The following is a 17,732-nucleotide window of genomic DNA, read 5'->3' as shown; positions in this document are numbered from 1 at the left end:
TCGGACGGACGACAGCCGAGCGGGGAGGGGCGAGGTGAGCAACGCGGAACGGCTGACCGTCCTGTCCGACGAGATCTTCGTCACCGCCGTGCCCCTGCTGGTACCGGATGCCCGGGTGCAGCCGGGACCGGCGGCGGAGGGGCTCCGGGACGCCGTCCACGAGGTACTGCCGCCCTCGGCCGCCATGTGGTCCTGGCCGGCGCCGCTGCCACTGCCGCTGCCGCCCCGCCGCTCAGAGTGACACTCGGCCGCCGGTACCCCCGCGCCAGGTCTTCCTGACGCGGGGGCCGGACAGCGGTTCGGCCCCGCCGCCGGACGTCGACGGTCCCGCTCACCCGTGGGAGGCCGTCAGCGATTCGTAGTACGCACCGAGCCGGCGCAGATAGAAGAGGTCCCCGGTGTCCTGATCACGCTCGAAGCGCGGGGCGTCCTTGATCTGGTCCTTGGTGCACCCCACCTTGATCACACGTTCTTCGTCGTCGACACCTGTCACCATGCCGGCGGGCACGACGACGCTTCTCCCGAACTTCCAGACACCCGCGTCGATCACGAGATGGTCGAACCCCGGTACCGGCGAGAGCCTGATGACGGTGCCCACGCTTCCGTCCGGTGCTTCCACGTCGTATCCGATGACGCCGTCACCCAGTGCGCCGTCCGTCTGTGCCCGCCCCGCCCAGACCCTTTCCATGGTCGCCTCCTCCTTCCGGCAACCGGCCCTTCCGGCCGCCGGACCTTTCATATGCCCCTGCGGGCGCGGGCGATGCGGGCCGGAGCGGCCTGAGTCACCCAGCCATCTCGTACGCCCCCGAAAGCGCCTCGACCCGGTCCCAGACCCGTGCCGAGCGGGCTTCGTCCGCGACGGGACGCCGCACCGCGGCGATGGCCCAGCGCTGCTGTCCCTCGGTCGCCGAGTCCTTTCCGTGCAGCTCGACCGCGTTCGCGGAGAAGTCGCGGACGAGCACGGAGAACAGCTCGTCGAGCACGTCCTCGTCCAGTCGGGTCAGCCCCGCCTGCTCCAGGATCAGCTGCCCGTGCACCACGAGCGCGAAGAGCCGGCCGACGGACAACAGGAAGTCCAGGTCGCGGCTCTGTTCGTCGTCGGGCGCGGAGTCGGACACGAAGTCGCACAGCGCGTCCGCCTGTTCCCGGAAGCGGGCGACGTTGGGGAGTGCGGCGTAGGCGTCGTAGGCGGGCCGCCAGTCGTGGAAGCGTACGGAGCCGAGGCCGCGGGCCGGTCCCTGCCGGAAGAGGAAGGCGTCGTCCGCGGTGTCCAGGCGCGTCGTCACGGGGGCGTACCCGGCGGGGTCCAGCAGGTGGTTGCGCATGAACTTCAGGATGAGGGCGAGGTTGACGTGGACCGTGCCCTCCAGCTTGGGCAGGCTGCGGATCTCCACGGCCGCCTGGGCGAAGTACGTGTCCTTCTCGAAGCCCTTGGCGGCGATGACGTCCCACATCAGGTCGATGACCTTCTCGCCCTCCGTGGTCACCTTCATCTTCGTCATCGGGTTGAACAGCAGGTAGCGGCGGTCGTCGGGGCCGGCCGAGCGGAAGTAGTCGACGGCGCGGTCGCTGAACAGCTTCATGCCGACGAGCCGGACGTAGGCGTCAGCCAGCTCACGGCGGACGTGCGGGAAGGCGGTGACGGGACGGCCGTAGAGGATGCGGTTCTGCGCATGGGTGACGGCCTCGTACATCGCGTGCTCGCAGATGCCGATCGAGGCGGTGCAGAGGTTGAACTTGCCCACGTTGACGGTGTTGAGGGCGGCGTCGAAGGCGGCGCGGCCGGTGTGCAGGACGTCGTCGGGGCCGACGGGGTAGCCGTCGAGGCGGAACTCGCTGACGTACTTGGAGGAGTCGACGACGTTCTTCACGAGGTGGTAGGAGGGGTGGCGGCTGTCGGCCGCGAAGAAGACGTAGCCGTCCGGGCCCTCGACGTCGGTGCGCCTGCCGAAGACGGAGACGAGGCCGGCGGCGTTGCCGTTGCCTATGTAGTACTTGGAACCGGTGGCCAGGAAGCCGCCGTCGCCGTCCGGCTCCAGGAGCATGTCGGTGGAGTAGATGTCGGCGCCGTGCGCCTTCTCCGAGAGGCCGAAGGCGAACACCTCACCCTGGGCGAGGAGTTGTGCCGCGCGGCTGCGGGCGGCGGCGTTGTCGCTCTGCCAGACCGGGCCGAGACCGAGGATGGTCACCTGCCAGGCGTACCAGTAGTCGAGTCCGTAGAACCCGAAGATCTCGTTGAGCGCGGCGATCCGCGCCGTGTCCCAGCGCTGGTCGTCCCGCTCCGCGGCGGAGGCGGGGGTGAGGAAGGTGGCGAAGAGGCTCTCCTTCGCGGCGAATTCGAGGAAGTCGCCCAGCCAGGCACGCGTCCGGTAGTCCTCGATCAGCCGGCGCTTGCCGCGTGCCTCGAACCAGTCGACGGTGGCGCGCAGCAGCCTGCGGGTCTCCGGGTCGAAGTGCGCCGGGTCGTAGGTGCGCGGGTTGAACAGCAGCGGGTCGGCCATGGTGGCACGCCTTCCGGGAGGTGGTGGGCGGAGGATGCGGGACGGTTTCAGCTGCGCGGGTGGTCCGCGGCGAGCCGGTGGAGAGTGGCGATCACGTCGTCGAGCCAGGCGACCGTCATGCGCTCGTAGGCGATGCCGCCGCGCAGCACGACGTGCTGCAGCTCCTGCCCCGCGTCCAGTGGTGCGGGGGCGCCGGGGCCGGTGAAGTCACGCAGTTCCCCGGCGAGGTAGTGCGCGAGCCGGTCGCCGTGCACCCGGTGGTGCCGCTCGACCTCGTGGAGCAGCGCGGCCGGGTCGTCGAAGGCCGCACCACGGATCTTCACGGCGAGGTCGTGGCGGAGGCTCTCGGGTTCGATCGGTTCGTGCAGCCAGCCGGAGAGTGCGGCGCGGCCGGGGTCGGCGACGGAGTACTCCTTCTTGTCCGGCCGGCGTTCCTGCGGGACGTCGCGGACGTCGAGCAGGCCGTCGCTCTCCATGCGCTTGAGGACGCGGTAGATCTGCTGGTGTGTGGCGGTCCAGAAGTATCCAATGGACCGCTCGAACCGCCGGGCGAGCTCATAGCCCGAGCCCGGCTGTTCCAGCAGGGAGACGAGGATCGCGTGTTCGAGCGCCATGCCCCGATCGTTCTATGCAACTGGTTGCATAGCAAGCGGCGGCGGGCAGGTGAGACGCTCCTCACCCGCCCGCCGCCGCGTGGACGACCTCAGTGCTCGGCCCACGGCGGGCCGTACTTGTCGCCGAGCCCGCCCGCCTCTTTGGGCGTCAGCAGCCGCGGGGACCGGTCTCCCAGGGCGAGGAGCAGGGCGGACACCTCCTCCAGTTCCACCGCCGCGTCGACGGCGCGGGCCATCGAGGGTCCGGCGAGTACGGGTCCGTGGTTCTGGAGGAGCGCCGCGCGGAACGGGAAGGGCAGTCGGGCCGGCCCCTCGGCCCGGTCCGCGTCGCCGGGCGGGGCGTACGGGACGTTCGGCAAGTTCCGGGTGGCACCGCTCAGCGCGTTCGACACCATCGTCACCGACGACTCGCCGGCCGAGGCCGCCGCCGAAGGGCTGCGGGCCGGCGGCGCGGACCTGCGGCCGGCGGCCCTCTGAGCCTCCCTCCCGGAGGGAAGGGGTTCAGAGGCCGTCGGCTCTCCGTCCGCCCCGCCCCGGCTGTGCGGAAGGCTCCGTCGCTGAGTCCCCGGTCACCCGTGTCCCGGGGTGCCGGAGTGCGCACAGGTACCCGATACCGAGCGCGATGGCCATCCCGTAGAACACCCACTGGTTCGCCTCCGCGAAGTCCAGTCTGACCGCGTCCATCGAGTCCCTCATGAGGGTGGCGACACGGCCTCCGCCGGACGGCTCCTGAGCGTCCGGGTTTCCGGTGACGGCCTCCGCGACCGATCGGGCGGCGTCGTTCGCCGCACCTGCCGGCACTCCCCCGGACGTCAGGGTCTCCACGACCCTGTCGGTGGTGACGTGGGTGAGGACCGTCCCGAAGACGGCGATCCCGATGCTCGCCGCGTAGTTGCGCACGGTCTGGGTGACGCCGGTGACCTCGCCGTACGAGGCTCCGATCGACCGGTTGACCGCGTCGGTGGACGCGGGAGCGAGAAGGAAGCCGATGCCCGCTCCGGCGAGCGCGGCGTACGGCCACTGGTCGTGCATCGACAGGTCCGTCAGTTTGTTCGCCCACAGGGCGAACCCGACGGCGCCGAGCGCCGTCCCGATCTTCATCGCCGGACGGGCTCCGTGCCGGTCCAGGATGCGGCCGCCCCACTGGGACGCGATCCCGAAGCCGATGAAGAAGTAGAGCAGGTACAGGGCGGCCTGGTTCGGCGAGGCACTCAGCGAGACCTGTGCGTAGACGGAGGCGAAGAAGAAGACCGGGACGAAGGCCAGCATCGCGAAGAAGAGGACGAGCATGTCGACGGTGAACGCCCGGTCGCGGAAGACACGCAGGTTGATGAGCGGTTGCGCCACCCCTAGTTCGTAGCGGCAGAACACCGCGAGGACGACGAGCCCGCCCACGACGCACGCCCAGGTGGCGACGCTGCTCCAGCCCCACGCGGACGCCTGCTGGAACCCGAGCACACTCAGCCCCATGCCCACGGCGACCAGGACGGCACCGGGCACGTCCAGCTTCTCGCGCCGGCGGGTCTCCGGAATGTGGGCCATGACGGCCAGGACCAGGGCGATGACGGCGATCGGCACGTTCACCCAGAAGATCGCCCGCCAGGTCCATGCCGTCAGCCAGCCGCCGAGCAGCGGCCCGACCGCGGTGAGCGCACCCGACAGACCGAAGAACAGCGCGAGCGCGCGGCCGCGCTTCTCCACGGGGAAGACCGCGATGACCACGGCGAGCGCGGCGGGGAACATGAGTGCCGCGCCGAGCCCCTGGGTGGCGCGGAAGATGATCAGCCAGGTCTGCGCGAAACCACCCGTCGGAACGCACCCGCAGAGCACGGAGGAGACGACGAACAGGAGGGTACCGATCAGCATCACCCGGCGGTGGCCGATGATGTCGGACAGCCGTCCGCCGAGCGCGAAGAACGCGGCGAGCGCGAGCAGGTACGCGTTGACGACCCACTGCATCCCGGAGGACGAGAGGCCGAGTTCGTCGATGATGCTCGGAGCGGCGACGGCCACGATCGTCTGGTCGATGAACGTCATCGACACGGCGAAGAGCATCGCCGCGAGGGCCAGCGGCTGGTTCGCCGCTCCCCCTCCGGCAGGGGGGCCGGCCACGCCTGATCCGGGGGTGTCGGTGCGCATGATCCGAGTGTGAACCGGACGGGAAGAGCTCGCACATCCAGGATTCCGTCGTCGTACGGCGGATGGCGGTCTCTCAGCTCCTACGCCTCCTCCGCTCTTTCGCGGCCGGACCGGCCGTCAGCCCGGAGGGCCGGCCCCGGCACGCGGAGCGGGTCCGTCCCCGGCGCGTGAGCGGTGCAGGGCCAGCATGGCCTGATCGTCCTGCGGCCGGCCGCCGACATGACGCCGGACGTCCTGGATCAGGGTGTCCAGGATCTGCCCAGGAGTGAGGCGCCCGCCGGAGCGCGCCCGTCCGCCGAGGACGAGCGGCAGGCGTGCGACCGGGTCGTAGAAGCGTCCGGCGGCATCGCGGGACTCGGTGACGCCGTCGGTGAAGCAGAGAAGGGTGGAGCCGGCGGGGAAGGGGAAGCTGTCGACCGGGGAGGACCACGCCCCCAGATCGCTCATCCCCAGCGGGGGCGCCTCCTCGGAAGCTTCGAGGAGGGTGGTGCGGCCCCGCGCGTCCAGAATCACCGGGGGCGGATGGCCCCGGTTGACCAGGCGTACGGTCTCCAGGTCCTCGGAGAACTCGGCGATGAGCGCCGTCGTGAAGCCCTCCGACTGCTGCTGGCCGCCGCGCCGGCCGCCCTCGCGCAGGAGGGCCCGCTCCAGCCGGGCCACGAGCTGAGGGAGGTCCTCGGCCTCGTCCGCCGCGTACCGGAAGGCGCCGAGGTCGGCGCTGACGGCGCTGACCGCCCCGAGCCCTTTGCCCCGTACGTCCCCGACCATGACCCGGATCCCGTACGGGGTGCTCTGCACCACGTACAGGTCACCACCGATGAGAGCCTCGCTCTCGGCGGGCACGTACCGCGCGTCGATGTGCAGGTCCCCCAGGCGCGACGGGGGCCTGGGCAGCACGGCCCGCTGGGCGACGGCCGCGACGTGCTGGGCGCGCCGGGCGCGGGCGTCCTGTCTGCGGAGCGCGCGGTGGATCAGGACGGCGAGCGCGGTGACGGCCGCCAACGTGATCTGGTTGGCGATGCCGGCGCGCCAGCCGAAGGTTCCGTCGAGCCGTGCGAGGAGCGCGTGGACGACCATCGCCGTGAGTCCGACGCCGATGATCGCGCGGATGCCGCAGAGCGGCGCGGCCGCGACGGGGGCCGCCATGAGCAGCGGCGCGGACGTCACGTCGTGCGGGGTGACCAGGTCGACCACCACGGCCAGCACGATGAGGCCTACGGGGATCCACTGGGTTCTCAGCAGCTGCGGCACTCCCCCACGCTGCCCGCAAGCACGGCCCGCCGCATCCTCTGCGGCAGCGGCCCGGCGTACATGGCGGGGCTTCTGACGGGCATGAGCCTCTTGTGGTCGCGGGGCGGGCCGGTGTTCTTCCCGACGTGATGATCTTCGGTCCGGCACGCACCCGTTCGCGGGACGGTCGCGTGCATCGCCCACGTAAGTGCTCCTGCGGAGCAGCCGGTGCCTCATCACAGGGGAACTCATGCGCCTTCGGAAGATGTCCGCCGTCATCGCCGCCGCAGTGGCGGCCGCCCTCTCCCTCACCGCGTGCGACGGTGAGGACGACAGCGACGCGGGCGCGGCGGCGTCCGCGCCGGCGGAAACGTCCGCCGGGCCCGTCAGCCCGAGCGGTGCCGGCGCCACGGAGGGTTCACCCGGAGGGGACGGCCAGGCCTCGGCATCCGCCTCGGCCCCGGGCTCAGGCGCCCCGTCGGCATCCTCGGCCGGAGACATGTGCCGGACCGCGGACCTCTCCTTCAGCAGTTCCGGCGGTATGGCGGAGGGCGAGGTGCTGATCAACCTGGAGAACACCGGCTCCGCGTCCTGCTCGATGCACGGATTCCCGGGCCTGGACCTCAAGGGCGAGGACGGCACGGTGAGCGCCGTGCGCACCAGCGGCCGGTCGGTACCGACGGTCACGCTGGCCCCCGGGGAGCGCACCAACTTCTCCCTCCACTTCCCGCCGAACACCACAGGCGGCTCGGGGGTCACTTTCACCTCGGCGATCGTGACGCCGCCGGACGAGACGCACTCGCACAGCATGCCCCTCTCCGTGAACATCCCCGTGGGCTCGGGCTCCACGCCCCGTATCACGGTGAACCCGGTCGGCTCGGGCAAGTAGGCATGACGGCGCCTCAGGATCGGCGGCCGGCCGGCTGCTAGGCTCGTCGTGGACATCGCTCTCTCGGTGAGGAGACCGGACATGGTGGGAGACGACGACATCTCCGGGTGACACCCGGATGTGATCGCCCGTGGGCAGGTGCGCGACAGCGCCGCCGCGAGGCACTTCGTCGTACCCGTTCCCCCTGCCCGCCCTGGGCGGAAGCCAGTCCGCCCGCATGCCTCATGAGGTCATCCCCCGTGTCCGACACCTCCGCAGCCCTGCTCGCACGCGACATCGTCCGTTCCTTCGGCCACGGGCGCGTGGTCGACGGCTTCTCCCTCACGGCGCCCCCCGGCCACCGCATCGGGCTGATCGGCGAGAACGGCGTCGGCAAGTCGACGCTGCTCCGTCTGCTCGCCGGGGCCGACGAACCCGACGCGGGAAGCATCACCCGCCCGGCCGATCTGGGCTTCCTGCACCAGGAGATGCCGTTCGCCGCCGCCGCCACGATCGCCGACGTTCTGGACGAGGCGCTGAGCGGGGTTCGCGACGATCTCGCCGAGGTCGAACGCCTCTCCGGAGAACTCGCCCGCGCCGACGAAGGCTCCCCCGGTTATGCCGCACTGCTCGATGCCTACGGCCGGCGGCTGGAGCGCGCCCAGGAGCAGGAGGCATGGGACGCCGACCGGCGCGCCACGATGGTGCTGGAAGGACTGGGCCTCGGCGGGATCCGGCGCGACAGGACACTCGGCTCCCTGTCCGGTGGACAGCGCGGGCGTCTGGCCCTGGCCTCCCTGCTCGTCCGGAGGCCTTCGGCGCTGTTGCTGGACGAGCCGACCAACCACCTCGACGACGGTGCCGCCGAGTTCCTGGAGGAGCAGGTCCGCGGCCTGCCGGGCGCAGTCGTCGTGGCGAGCCACGACCGGGCCTTCCTCGACGCCGTGTGCACGGACCTGGTCGACCTCGACCCCGCCATGGAGGGGCCGGTTCGGTACGGCGGCAACTACACCGCCTACCAGGCCGAGAAGCGGGCCGAACGGGAGCGCTGGGAACGGCGTTACGCGGAGGAGCAGGAGGAGCTGGAGGCACTGCACCGGTCGATGGGCACGACCACGCATCGCGTGGCCCCGGACCGCGGACCGCGCGACAGCGAGAAGATGGGTTACGGCGTCCGGGCCAACCGGGTGCAGAGCCAGATCTCGCGACGGGCGCGCAACGCCGCCCGCAGGCTGGACGACCTCGAACGGCACCGGATCGCCGAGCCGCCGCAGCCGCTGCGGTTCCGGCGTACCGCCCTCGCCGGGCCTTCGGCGGACGGGCTCCTCGTCTCCCTCCGGGACGTGCGGGTGCGAGGCCGCCTCGCCGTCGACCGCCTCGACGTGTCGGCGACCGATCGGCTGCTCGTGACGGGTGACAACGGGGCGGGCAAGTCGACGCTCCTGGCCGTGCTCGCCGGCCGTCTCACGGCGGACGGCGACGTACGGCGCAAGGCCGGCGTCTCGGTGGGGATGCTGGCCCAGGACACCGTGTTCGAACGCGCGGACCGCACCGTCCGCGACACCTACGCGCACGCCCTCGGGAGCGAGCGCGCGGAGGCCGTACCGCTGAGTTCACTGGGGCTGATGAGCGAGGCGGACCTGGGCAAGCAGGTCGGGCGCCTCTCCGTCGGCCAGCGCCGCAGGCTCGCGCTGGCCCTCCTGGTGGCGCATCCGCCCGAGCTGCTGCTGCTCGACGAACCCACGAACCACCTCTCCCCCCGGCTCTGTGACGAGCTCGAGGCCGCGATGGGGGCGGGCCCGGGAGCGATCGTCCTGGCCGGTCACGACCGCTGGCTGCGCAGGCGCTGGCAGGGGCGCGAACTTCGCCTCCGCCCCTGGTAGGCGGATACTTCGAGGGGACGCATCCTGGACATTGCGTCCGAATGGCGAGACGCGCTTGCGGAGGCCCACGCTTGCGGCGTCTCATCGCGCCTGTGCAAACCGAACAGATAACCCCTGATCAACCGGCCTCCGACGACAAGGCGGCGAGGCGCGCCGTCACGGTGTTCCCCGTCCTCGTGCTCGTGGCGGGCGTAGCCGGTCTCGTCACCCCGGGCACGTTCGACGGCTGGACGGAGTCGGTCCCGTACCTGCTGGGGATCGTCATGTTCTGCATGGGCCTGACGATGACTCCGCTCGACTTCAGGGGCGTGGCGAAGCGCCCGTGGGCCGTGGCCATCGGCCTGGTCGCGCACTACGTGATCATGCCGGGGCTGGGCTGGGCCATCGCCCATCTGCTCGGGCTGCCGCCGCAGCTGGCGGCCGGACTGATCCTGGTCGGCTGCGCGCCGAGCGGCACGGCGTCGAACGTGGTGACCTTCCTGGCCCGCGGCGACGTGGCGCTGTCGGTCTCCGTCGCCACCGTCTCCACCCTGGTCGCCCCTCTGGTCACACCCCCGCTCACACTGCTGCTCGCGGGCGCGTACCTGCCGGTGGACGCCGGTTCGATGATCACGGACATCCTCAAGACGGTGCTGCTTCCGGTCATCGGCGGCCTGGTGGTGCGGCTCGTCGCGGGGAAGCTGGTCGACCGGGTGCTGGGCCTCATGCCCTGGCTGTCGTCGCTGGCCATCGCCGCGATCGTCTGCGCCGTCGTGGCGGGCAGCGCCGGCACGATCAAGTCGGCCGCCATGACCGTGCTGATCGCCGTCGTGCTGCACAACGGCCTCGGACTCGCGCTCGGCTACGGCGCGGGCAAGATCTCCGGACTCGGGCGGCCCGCGAGCCGTGCCATGGCCTTCGAGGTCGGCATGCAGAACTCCGGGCTCGCCGCCTCACTGGCGACCGCTCACTTCAGTCCACTGGCAGCCCTGCCGGCCGCGGTGTTCTCCGTGTGGCACAACATCTCGGGCGCGCTGGTCGCCGCCTGGATGGCCCACCGGTCACGGCGTGACGAGTCGGCACCGGCGGCCGCCGGTGCGGCACCGATGACAGCGACCGCCGAGGAATCCTGACCCGCCACTCCGGCCAGGCGGTTCCACCACGCGAAGGCGTTCGTCCGGGTTCCGGACGAACGCCTTCGTGCGTCACGCGGCCGGGCACCGCCCGGAGGAACTCACGCAGGATCGGCCGCCATGTTCCGTATCAGGCTCTTGGGCCGCAGGTCCGTCCAGTTCTGCTCCACGTAGTCGAGGCAGGCCTGCCGGGTGTCCTCCTGGTGGGCCACGGTCCAGCCACCGGGCACCTCGGCGAAGGCAGGCCACAGCGAGTGCTGTCCCTCGTCGTTGACGAGCACCAGGTAGGTGCCGTTCTCGTCCTCGAAGGGGTTGGTCACCGGAACTCCTTGAACTTAGGTAAGGCTTCCTTCACTTAGTTTCTGTCACCTTACCCGGCCCGGTCCCGGTTGACGCCCCACAGGTCACGAACGCCGGCTACCCGGACGGTTCGGCTGTGAGAGCACCCAGAAGACGCAGGCCGTCGTGGGAGGGCGTGCCGTGCGCGGCTGTCAGCGCGATGAGGTGCTGGTCCGGGTCGGACGCGTCGGTCAGTGCGGACCAGTCGAGAGCGAGTTCGCCCACGACCGGGTGGCACAGGGCCTTGGTGCCCGCTGTTCGCACGGCCACGCGGTGGTCGCCCCACCATGCCCGGAAGTCCGGGTCCCGCACCGAAAGTTCGCCTACCAGCGTCGTCAGGCGCGGATCCTCCGGGTCCCGTGCCGCCTCCATCCGCAACTGCTCCACGCAGGCCCGCGCCATGTACTCCCAGTCGGTGTACAGGGCCCGTACCGTCGGGTCGCAGAACACCAGGCGTACGAAGTTGCGCCGGTCCCGGGGAAGGAGCGAGAAGTCGGTGAACAGCGCGGCGGCCTGCGGATTCCACGCCAGGATGTCGGTGAACCGGCCGAGGACGAGGGCCGGGGTGTCCGTGAGGTCGTCGAGCAGGCGCTGCAGCTGTGGCCGGACCCGCTGGGCGGGCCGTCGGCGCGGTCGCCGGCCGTCCTTCCCGGAGAGCTCGAAGAGGTAGGCGCGCTCGTCCTCGCTGAGCCGCAGCGCCCGTGCGAGGGAGTTCAGCACCGGCTCGGAGGCCCGGCGGCGCCCCTGCTCAAGGCGGGTGTAGTAGTCGGGGCTGATCGATGCCAGCAGGGCGATCTCCTCCCGGCGCAGGCCCGGGACCCGCCGTCGGCCGTCGTCGGGGAGCCCGGCCGTCGCGGGGCTCAGCTCCCTGCGCCGGGCTTTGAGGAAGTCACCCAGTTCGCTGCTCATGCGCGCAAGTCTCGCACCGGGACCCCGAACCGTGAGGGGGCCGGTTCTGTCCCCTTATCCCCGCGTGGGGCACCTGCCAGGGTCGGGATCATGAAGACGGACGTCACCTTTCTCAGCGGCAACCTCAGGCTTTCCGGCATTCTCTTCCGGCCGGAAGCGCCCACCGCCTCTCGGCTCCCGGCCGTGGTCGTCGGCCATCCGAGCGGTGGCGTGAAGGAGCAGACGGCGAGCGTCTACGCCGGGCGCCTGGCCCGCGAGGGTTTCGCGGCGCTGGTGTTCGACGCCGCCCACCAGGGCGCGAGCGAGGGCGAGCCGCGTGGTCTGGAGGACCCTTTCCAGCGCGCCGAGGACATCAAGTCCGCCGTGAGCTTCCTGACCACCCGCGACGAGATCGATCCGGACCGGATCGGGGCCCTGGGCATCTGCGCCTCCGGCGGCTACGTCCCCTACGCGGCCCAGACCGACCTGCGTATCAAAGCCGTCGCCACCGTCAGCGCGGTTGATCTGGGGTCGGTGATGCGCGACGGTCTCGGCCGCAGCCAGGGCCCTCCGGCCCTGCGCTCGATGCTCGAACTCGCCGCGGCCGCCCGCACCGCGGAGGCCCGCGGCGAGGCCGTCCACCACCAGGAGTGGATCACCGAGGCCGTGGACGCGGAGACCTACGAGTACTACCGCACCCCACGCGGTCACCACCCGCGCGCGGTCCGGCCCTGGCCGGTCCGCAGCCTCGACCGGATCATCCAGTACGACTCGTACGCGTTGGTCCGCCTCATCTCGCCGCGCCCCCTGTTGATGATCATCGGATCCGACGCGAATACGGCGTACATGAGCCGCGAAGCCGTCGACAGGGCCTCGGAGCCCAAGGAACTGTTCGTCATCGACGGAGGCACCCACGTCTCCCTCTACGACAGGGACGAGCACGTCACCCCCGCGGTGGCAAGGCTCAGCGCCTTCTACGCCACCCATCTCACCGCCGGCCAGGGTCCGGCAGATCCATCGACGCGAGCTTGACCGGGTCGGTCACGGCCGTGATGGCGGTGATCCGGCCGTCGACGTCGGTGAACGCGAGGGGTATGACGAGCCCGGAGGGGCGCAGGTAACCGATGAGGGAAGTCCGGTGATCCGGATGAGCGGCTGCACAACGTCGTTGTGAGCAGGCCGGCAGGACATGGTGATCCGGGCAGGCTCCGTCTTCCCGGAGGCCGTGCCTTCCTGAGGCGGGGGGCAACGCCCGCCCGGACCGCAACGCGGGCTCTGGCGGGCGTCGGAGCGTGCGGCCCGCGGGGCCGAGGAGGTCAGGTCACCGCACCGAGGGGCGCCGGTGCGTGGCCCAGTGTTCGGTGGCGGTGATGCCGAGCAGCACCACGTCGTGGTGAGCGCCGGCGAAGAACTCATGCTGTCGGAGCCGGCCCTCCTCGACGAAACCCAGCCTGCGGTAGAGCGCGAGTGAGCTGTCGTTGAAGGCGTAGACCTCCACCTCGCACTTGTTGTAGCGCTGCTCGGCGAACATGTAGGTGAGGACGAGTTCTGTCGCCTCGGCCGCGTACCCCTTGCGGCGGTGGTCGCGGCTGATCTCGATGCCGGTCCTGAACCGTCCCGCACGGCTGTCGGTCTCCCCGACCGTCACGGACCCCGCGAACGCCCGGTCCGCCAGCCCCTCGACGACCAGGCGGAAGGCTTCGCCTCCCGGCGGGCGGCCGGCACGCTCGGCGGTCCAGGACCGGAAGCTCTCGGCGGAGCGCGGAGGTTCGACCGAGTCGGCGTTGCGGGCGTCGAGGGTGTTCCGGGCCAGGTCGCGGAAGCCCCTCCAGTCATCGGGCTCCACACCCCGCAGGCGTACCTTCTCCCCGGTCCACATGTCGCTCATCGCGCCCGCCAGTCCTGAGTCGGTCGCAGGGCGCTCACGGCCCTGTCTGTCGGACGGGACACTAGCGGCGGCGCGCGGCGGCCGGCCCGGCGGGTCCGGCTATCCCAGGAGCGCGGCGACGGTGATCAGTACGGGGATCGAGGCGACGGTGGACAACAGGATGGACTCCCGGGCGATCTGTTCGCCGACCCGGTACTGCGAGGCGTACGTGTAGAGGTTCTGCGCCGCGGGCAGCGCCGAGGTCACGACGACGTCGAGGAGGGCGGCGCCCTGGAGATGGAAGACGCCCGCGCCGATGCTCCAGGCGACGAGCGGCTGGACGGTCGTCTTGAGGGTGGCGGACAGGATGACGGCGGGCCGGCTGTCCCCCCGGGCGGGCATGCCGCTGCCGCGCAGGGAGATCCCGAAGGCGAGCAGGACCGCGGGGACGGACATGTTGCCGATGAGGGTGAGCGGTTCGAGGGCCGGCGACGGGACGGTCCATCCGGTGGCGGCCACGACGACGCCCGAGAGCGAGCCGACGGCCATCGGATTGCGGAGCGGTGTGGTCAGACGCTGCCACAGAGGGCGGGGCTCGCCGGGCCGGTTGAGGTCGAGGACGGTCAGGGCCAGCGGTGTGACGACGATCTGCTGGAAGAGCAGGACGGGCGCGACGAGGGAGGCGTCTCCCAGCACATAGACGGCGATCGGGATGCCGAGGTTGCCGGCGTTGACGTAGCTGGAGCACAGTGCGCCGATGGTGATCCGTCCCGTGCCCCAGCGGCGGAGGAGTCCTACGGTGATGAAGAGGGCGGCCGCGGAGGCCGTTCCCGCCGCGGTGACGAGGAGCCGTCGGGAGAAGACGACCGACAGGTCCGCGCCCGCCAGGGTCGTGAAGAGCAGGGCCGGGGTCGCCACGTTGAAGGCGAGCCTGGTCAGGACCGTCCGGCCCTCGTCCCCCAGGTGTCCGCGGCGCCCGAGGACGTAACCGATGCCGATGACGACGGCGATCACCGCGAAACCGGTGAGAACTCCCTGCATGGACTTCCTTGCTGATGGATCGTGTGCGTCCGGCCGGCGGGCGGGGAGACGGCCGGTTGGAGGGACCCGCAGGCACCGGGTTCCCGCGCGGGAACCCCCCGCCGAGGCGTTGACCAGGGCTTAGCCTACGGTCACCGTGGCGCAGTACTCAGCGACCGGTCGCCCGGAGCGGGCCTCCGCACCCGGCCCCCGCGGCCGCGAGGCGGGACGGCCACATGCCGAAGGCACGCGAGAAAGCCGCGGTGCAGGCGGCTGCCGACCTCCCTGACCGACACGGTGCGCACAGCCGCGAGCAGACGAGCGGGACCGCCGGGCGGCCGGGCTTTCACCGGTCTCCAGGCGGTAGCGCCGGGTGAAGGCGCGTTCGCTCATGTTCGTTCCGGTGGCCCAGCCGGCGTCGGTGACGCCGGCGTCCGGGGCGGCCAGGTACGCACGGCCGAGCCGGGTTCGCCACAGCCGTCACACCGCGGCGCGTACTCCTCGCCCACCGAGCAGCCGTCCGCCGCCGCTCCTGCTCGGCCGGCGCCGTGGCCGGCCGCTGTCAGCGGGGCTCAGGGCCCTCCGTGCTCTCACGCAGGACGAGTCGGTGGGCCACCACACGGTCCTGAGGCGCCTGGATCCCGGGGCCCCCGGGGTCGACCGGCCGCGGGGTCAGTGCGGCCGCTTCCTCGATGCGGTGGTGCAGGAGCTGCACGGCGACCCTGGCCACCGCCGCCTTGTCGGGCGCCACGGTGCTCAGTGTCGGGACGCTGAAGCGGCCTCCCTCCACATCGTCGAAACCGATCACCGCCACGTCCTCGGGCACGCGCAGGCCGTGTTCGTGGAGGGCGCGCAACGCCCCCAGGGCGAGCTGGTCGTTGAGGCAGAGCAGTCCGTCCGGCCGCAGACCCGCGTCGAGTGCCCGCGTCACCGCCCGGGCGCCGTCGGGCATCCTGAAGTCGTCCACCGCCAGCAGCGCGTCCGGGTGGCGGGCGAGCCCCTCCTCGGCCAGGGCGGCGAGGTAGCCACGCGTGCGGGCCTCAGCGGTCCCGAGGCCGGGGGCCTCGTGTCCACCGACCGCGAGGATGTTCCGGCGCCCGAGGGCGATCAGGTGCTCGGTGGCCTGGCGCGCGGCCTTCTCGTTGTCGATGGCGACGTGGTCGGCCCCTTCCTCCAGCAGTTCTCCGAGCAGCACGGTCGGCGGGACACCCGCCCGCTGGCGCAGGTCGTCGGCGGTGAGGGCGAGCGGGCTGAGGATGATCCCGTCGACGAAGTCGGAGCCGAAGCCGGCGAGTGCGGCCAGCTCGTGCTCGCGGTCCGCCCCGCTCTGATGGATCAGCACCGTGAGGGAGAGCTGCTCCGCCTCGCGGATCACGTGCCGGGCGAGCTCCGCGAAGTACGGGACGTCCAGCTCCGGAACCACGAGGGCGATGATGCCGGTGCGCCCCTTCCGCAGGTGGCGGCCCGCCAGGTTCACGCGGTAGCCGAGGTGCTCGATGGACTCGCGGACCACGCGCCGGGTCCGCTCGGAGACGTGGACGTAGTCGTTGATCACGTTGGAGACCGTCTTCTCCGACACCCCCGCGTGCCGTGCGACGTCCTTGATCCTGGGCCGTGCCACGGCCGACCTCCCTGCCATCGAACGCTGCCGATTCTATGTCCCGGCGTTCCGGGGGCCGACGGAGGTGTCGGGCACGGTACGAGGCGCGCCCCGCAGGTCCCTGACACCCGTACCGCTCGAACTCTTTACAGCCAATGTACATCGATGTAAAAACATGTGACCGCACCGTTTCAGCCAGTGCGGCCACCCACCTGCCGTGTGCGGTGGACCCCGCCTCACGTGCGGGTCCACCGCCGATCCGGCATGAGCGTCCGGCCGTCGAAAGGTCCGCGATGAGTTTTTCGTCCTCCGCCCACGAGGCACCGGCCGTGCCCGGCTCCGGCCCGGCGCCCGGGATCGGCCGTCGCCGGTTCCTGCGTCACGGAACAGCCGGGGCGGGCGCGCTGCTCGCCATGGGCCCACTGGCCGGGTGCTCCTCACCGGCCTCCGCCTCCGATGCCTCGGCGCTCAGCGTCTGGGACCTGTTCCAGGGCGGTGACGGCATGCTGATGAACGACATGATCAAGGCCGTCTCCCAGGGTCCCGAGGGCTTCGAGATCGACCGCACGATCCTGGACTGGGGGCCGTCGTACTACACCAAGCTCGCCATGTCGGCCGCGGGAGGACGCGCCTCCGACGTGGCGGTCCTGCACCTGTCCCGGCTGGCGGGCTACGCACCCGGCGGACTGCTGGACCCCTTCGACCTCGACCTGCTGGCCGAGTTCGGCGTCACCGAGAAGGAATTCACACCGGCGGTCTGGTCCCGTACGAAGCATCAGGGGCGCGTCTACGCCATCCCCCTGGACGTGCACCCGTTCATCGTCTTCTACGACCGTGAGGCCGCGGGTGAGGCCGGCCTCCTCGACCCGAAGGGCGAGCTCGCCCCCATGGGTTCCCCGAAGGCGCTCCTGGAGGCGGGCAAGGCCCTGGCGGACGTCACGGGGAAATCCGGCATCCTCTTCGGCCATGTCACCGACACCGCTCAGAACTGGCGGCAGTTCGCCGCGCTCTACGCGCAGACCGGCGCGGCCTTCACCCTGCCGGACGGCGGCCCGGCCGAGATCGACACCGACGCGGCGGTACAGGTCGTGTCGTTCATGCAGCAGCTCTTCGACGGCAGGACCAACCCCAACAACCTGGACTACAACAGCGCGCTGGCCGGCTTCCTCGGCGGCCGCGGAGGCATGGCCATGCTCGGGGAGTGGGAGCTGCCGACGCTCCAGAAGTCCGGGATCCCGCTCGGAGCCGCGCCCTTCCCGCAGGTGTTCGGCCGGCCCGCCGTCTACACCGACTCCCACAGCTTCGTCCTGCCGCACCAGAACAGCCCGGACCCGGCCCGCCGCAGGGAAGCGCACCGCTACGTCGCCCGGATACTCAAGCAGAGCCTGACCTGGGCGAGCGCGGGCCACATCCCGGCGTACCAGCCGGTACTCGCCGAACCGGAGTACGCGAAGCTGAAGCCGCAGTCCTCGTACGCCGACGCCGGCGAGGTGGCGGTCCTCGATCCGCCGAACTGGTTCGCCGGGGCGGCATCGAACTTCCAGAACCGCATGTGCCAGCCCCTCCAGTCGGCGCTGCTCGGCAACACCTCCGCCGAGAAGGCGGTGCGGCAGATGGTCCAAGAGGCGAACACGCTGCTGCGGCAGCCCAATCCGGTGGCCTGACCGAGCA

At 71.3% G+C, this 17,732-nt stretch carries 16 protein-coding genes and 3 pseudogenes; 7 read left to right on the top strand and 12 right to left on the bottom strand.

From position 1 onward, the window contains the following. The first annotated feature begins 34 nt into the window (after positions 1 to 34). Complete coding sequence (locus AB0P41_RS12255; protein ID WP_356707165.1) at positions 35 to 241, top strand: hypothetical protein; 207 nt, start codon at positions 35 to 37, stop codon at positions 239 to 241. 90 nt (positions 242 to 331) lie between these two features. On the opposite strand, the gene AB0P41_RS12250 is transcribed toward AB0P41_RS12255, so the two are convergent. The 4 genes and pseudogenes from AB0P41_RS12250 to AB0P41_RS12235 form a co-directional block, all read right to left on the bottom strand. Then, positions 332 to 688: a hypothetical protein gene (locus AB0P41_RS12250; protein ID WP_356707166.1), complete on the bottom strand. Its 357-nt coding sequence runs from the start codon at positions 686 to 688 to the stop codon at positions 332 to 334. Between the two features lie 94 nt (positions 689 to 782). After that, positions 783 to 2,501, bottom strand: coding sequence for an acyl-CoA dehydrogenase family protein (locus AB0P41_RS12245; RefSeq protein ID WP_356707167.1), 1,719 nt, complete (start codon positions 2,499 to 2,501; stop codon positions 783 to 785). 47 nt (positions 2,502 to 2,548) lie between these two features. Next, the gene (locus AB0P41_RS12240) at positions 2,549 to 3,115 is read right to left on the bottom strand and encodes a PadR family transcriptional regulator (protein ID WP_356707168.1); all 567 of its coding nucleotides are present in this window, start codon (positions 3,113 to 3,115) and stop codon (positions 2,549 to 2,551) included. Positions 3,116 to 3,204: 89 nt separating this feature from the next. Further along, positions 3,205 to 3,471, bottom strand: a pseudogene (locus AB0P41_RS12235) (class II aldolase/adducin family protein); the annotation flags it as partial. On the opposite strand from AB0P41_RS12235, the pseudogene AB0P41_RS12230 reads away from it, so the two are divergent. Continuing rightward, positions 3,458 to 3,592, top strand: a pseudogene (locus AB0P41_RS12230) (DeoR/GlpR transcriptional regulator); the annotation flags it as partial. The pseudogenes AB0P41_RS12235 and AB0P41_RS12230 sit on opposite strands and share 14 nt — an antisense overlap. Positions 3,593 to 3,616: 24 nt before the next feature. Here the strand turns inward: AB0P41_RS12230 and AB0P41_RS12225 are convergent. Both AB0P41_RS12225 and AB0P41_RS12220 read right to left on the bottom strand, forming a co-directional pair. Next, positions 3,617 to 5,254, bottom strand: coding sequence for an MFS transporter (locus tag AB0P41_RS12225; RefSeq protein WP_365931654.1), 1,638 nt, complete (start codon positions 5,252 to 5,254; stop codon positions 3,617 to 3,619). Positions 5,255 to 5,371: 117 nt separating this feature from the next. Beyond that, positions 5,372 to 6,505, bottom strand: a complete 1,134-nt coding sequence (locus tag AB0P41_RS12220) for a PP2C family protein-serine/threonine phosphatase (protein ID WP_365931652.1) — start codon at positions 6,503 to 6,505, stop codon at positions 5,372 to 5,374. Positions 6,506 to 6,734: 229 nt separating this feature from the next. Between AB0P41_RS12220 and AB0P41_RS12215 the strand changes: the two genes are divergently transcribed. The 3 genes from AB0P41_RS12215 to AB0P41_RS12205 all read left to right on the top strand — a co-directional run bounded on the left by AB0P41_RS12215 (position 6,735) and on the right by AB0P41_RS12205 (position 10,347). After that, positions 6,735 to 7,373: a DUF4232 domain-containing protein gene (locus tag AB0P41_RS12215; protein WP_365931650.1), complete on the top strand. Its 639-nt coding sequence runs from the start codon at positions 6,735 to 6,737 to the stop codon at positions 7,371 to 7,373. Positions 7,374 to 7,612: 239 nt separating this feature from the next. Continuing rightward, entirely contained in the window at positions 7,613 to 9,235 is a 1,623-nt protein-coding gene (locus AB0P41_RS12210; RefSeq protein WP_365931648.1) for an ATP-binding cassette domain-containing protein, read from the top strand. A gap of 92 nt (positions 9,236 to 9,327) precedes the next feature. Beyond that, the gene (locus AB0P41_RS12205; RefSeq protein ID WP_365931647.1) at positions 9,328 to 10,347 is read left to right on the top strand and encodes a bile acid:sodium symporter family protein; all 1,020 of its coding nucleotides are present in this window, start codon (positions 9,328 to 9,330) and stop codon (positions 10,345 to 10,347) included. Between the two features lie 101 nt (positions 10,348 to 10,448). On the opposite strand, the gene AB0P41_RS12200 is transcribed toward AB0P41_RS12205, so the two are convergent. Both AB0P41_RS12200 and AB0P41_RS12195 read right to left on the bottom strand, forming a co-directional pair. Then, a complete protein-coding gene (locus AB0P41_RS12200; protein ID WP_365931645.1) occupies positions 10,449 to 10,667 on the bottom strand; it encodes an MbtH family protein in 219 nt (72 codons plus the stop codon). 97 nt (positions 10,668 to 10,764) lie between these two features. Next, positions 10,765 to 11,595: a helix-turn-helix transcriptional regulator gene (locus AB0P41_RS12195; RefSeq protein ID WP_365931643.1), complete on the bottom strand. Its 831-nt coding sequence runs from the start codon at positions 11,593 to 11,595 to the stop codon at positions 10,765 to 10,767. 90 nt (positions 11,596 to 11,685) lie between these two features. Here AB0P41_RS12195 and AB0P41_RS12190 point away from each other — a divergent pair, with 90 nt between their 5' ends. Next, complete coding sequence (locus tag AB0P41_RS12190; protein ID WP_365931642.1) at positions 11,686 to 12,606, top strand: alpha/beta hydrolase; 921 nt, start codon at positions 11,686 to 11,688, stop codon at positions 12,604 to 12,606. 289 nt (positions 12,607 to 12,895) lie between these two features. On the opposite strand, the gene AB0P41_RS12185 is transcribed toward AB0P41_RS12190, so the two are convergent. The 4 genes and pseudogenes from AB0P41_RS12185 to AB0P41_RS12170 all read right to left on the bottom strand — a co-directional run bounded on the left by AB0P41_RS12185 (position 12,896) and on the right by AB0P41_RS12170 (position 16,082). Then, positions 12,896 to 13,462 carry a GNAT family protein gene (locus tag AB0P41_RS12185; protein ID WP_365931640.1) on the bottom strand — a complete coding sequence of 189 codons (567 nt, stop codon included), beginning with the start codon at positions 13,460 to 13,462 and terminating at the stop codon, positions 12,896 to 12,898. A 99-nt stretch (positions 13,463 to 13,561) separates the two neighbouring features. Continuing rightward, entirely contained in the window at positions 13,562 to 14,482 is a 921-nt protein-coding gene (locus AB0P41_RS12180) for an AEC family transporter (protein WP_356707176.1), read from the bottom strand. A 148-nt stretch (positions 14,483 to 14,630) separates the two neighbouring features. Then, positions 14,631 to 14,923 (bottom strand): annotated as a pseudogene (locus AB0P41_RS12175) (AraC family transcriptional regulator); the annotation flags it as partial. Positions 14,924 to 15,023: 100 nt separating this feature from the next. Beyond that, positions 15,024 to 16,082: a LacI family DNA-binding transcriptional regulator gene (locus AB0P41_RS12170; RefSeq protein ID WP_365931639.1), complete on the bottom strand. Its 1,059-nt coding sequence runs from the start codon at positions 16,080 to 16,082 to the stop codon at positions 15,024 to 15,026. A 272-nt stretch (positions 16,083 to 16,354) separates the two neighbouring features. Between AB0P41_RS12170 and AB0P41_RS12165 the strand changes: the two genes are divergently transcribed. After that, positions 16,355 to 17,725 carry an extracellular solute-binding protein gene (locus AB0P41_RS12165; protein ID WP_356707178.1) on the top strand — a complete coding sequence of 457 codons (1,371 nt, stop codon included), beginning with the start codon at positions 16,355 to 16,357 and terminating at the stop codon, positions 17,723 to 17,725. Positions 17,726 to 17,732 lie beyond the last annotated feature (7 nt).

This window comes from Streptomyces sp. NPDC079167 (genome assembly GCF_040686735.1).
Taxonomy (GTDB): domain Bacteria; phylum Actinomycetota; class Actinomycetes; order Streptomycetales; family Streptomycetaceae; genus Streptomyces.
This window is presented reverse-complemented; position numbering and strand designations above follow the sequence as displayed.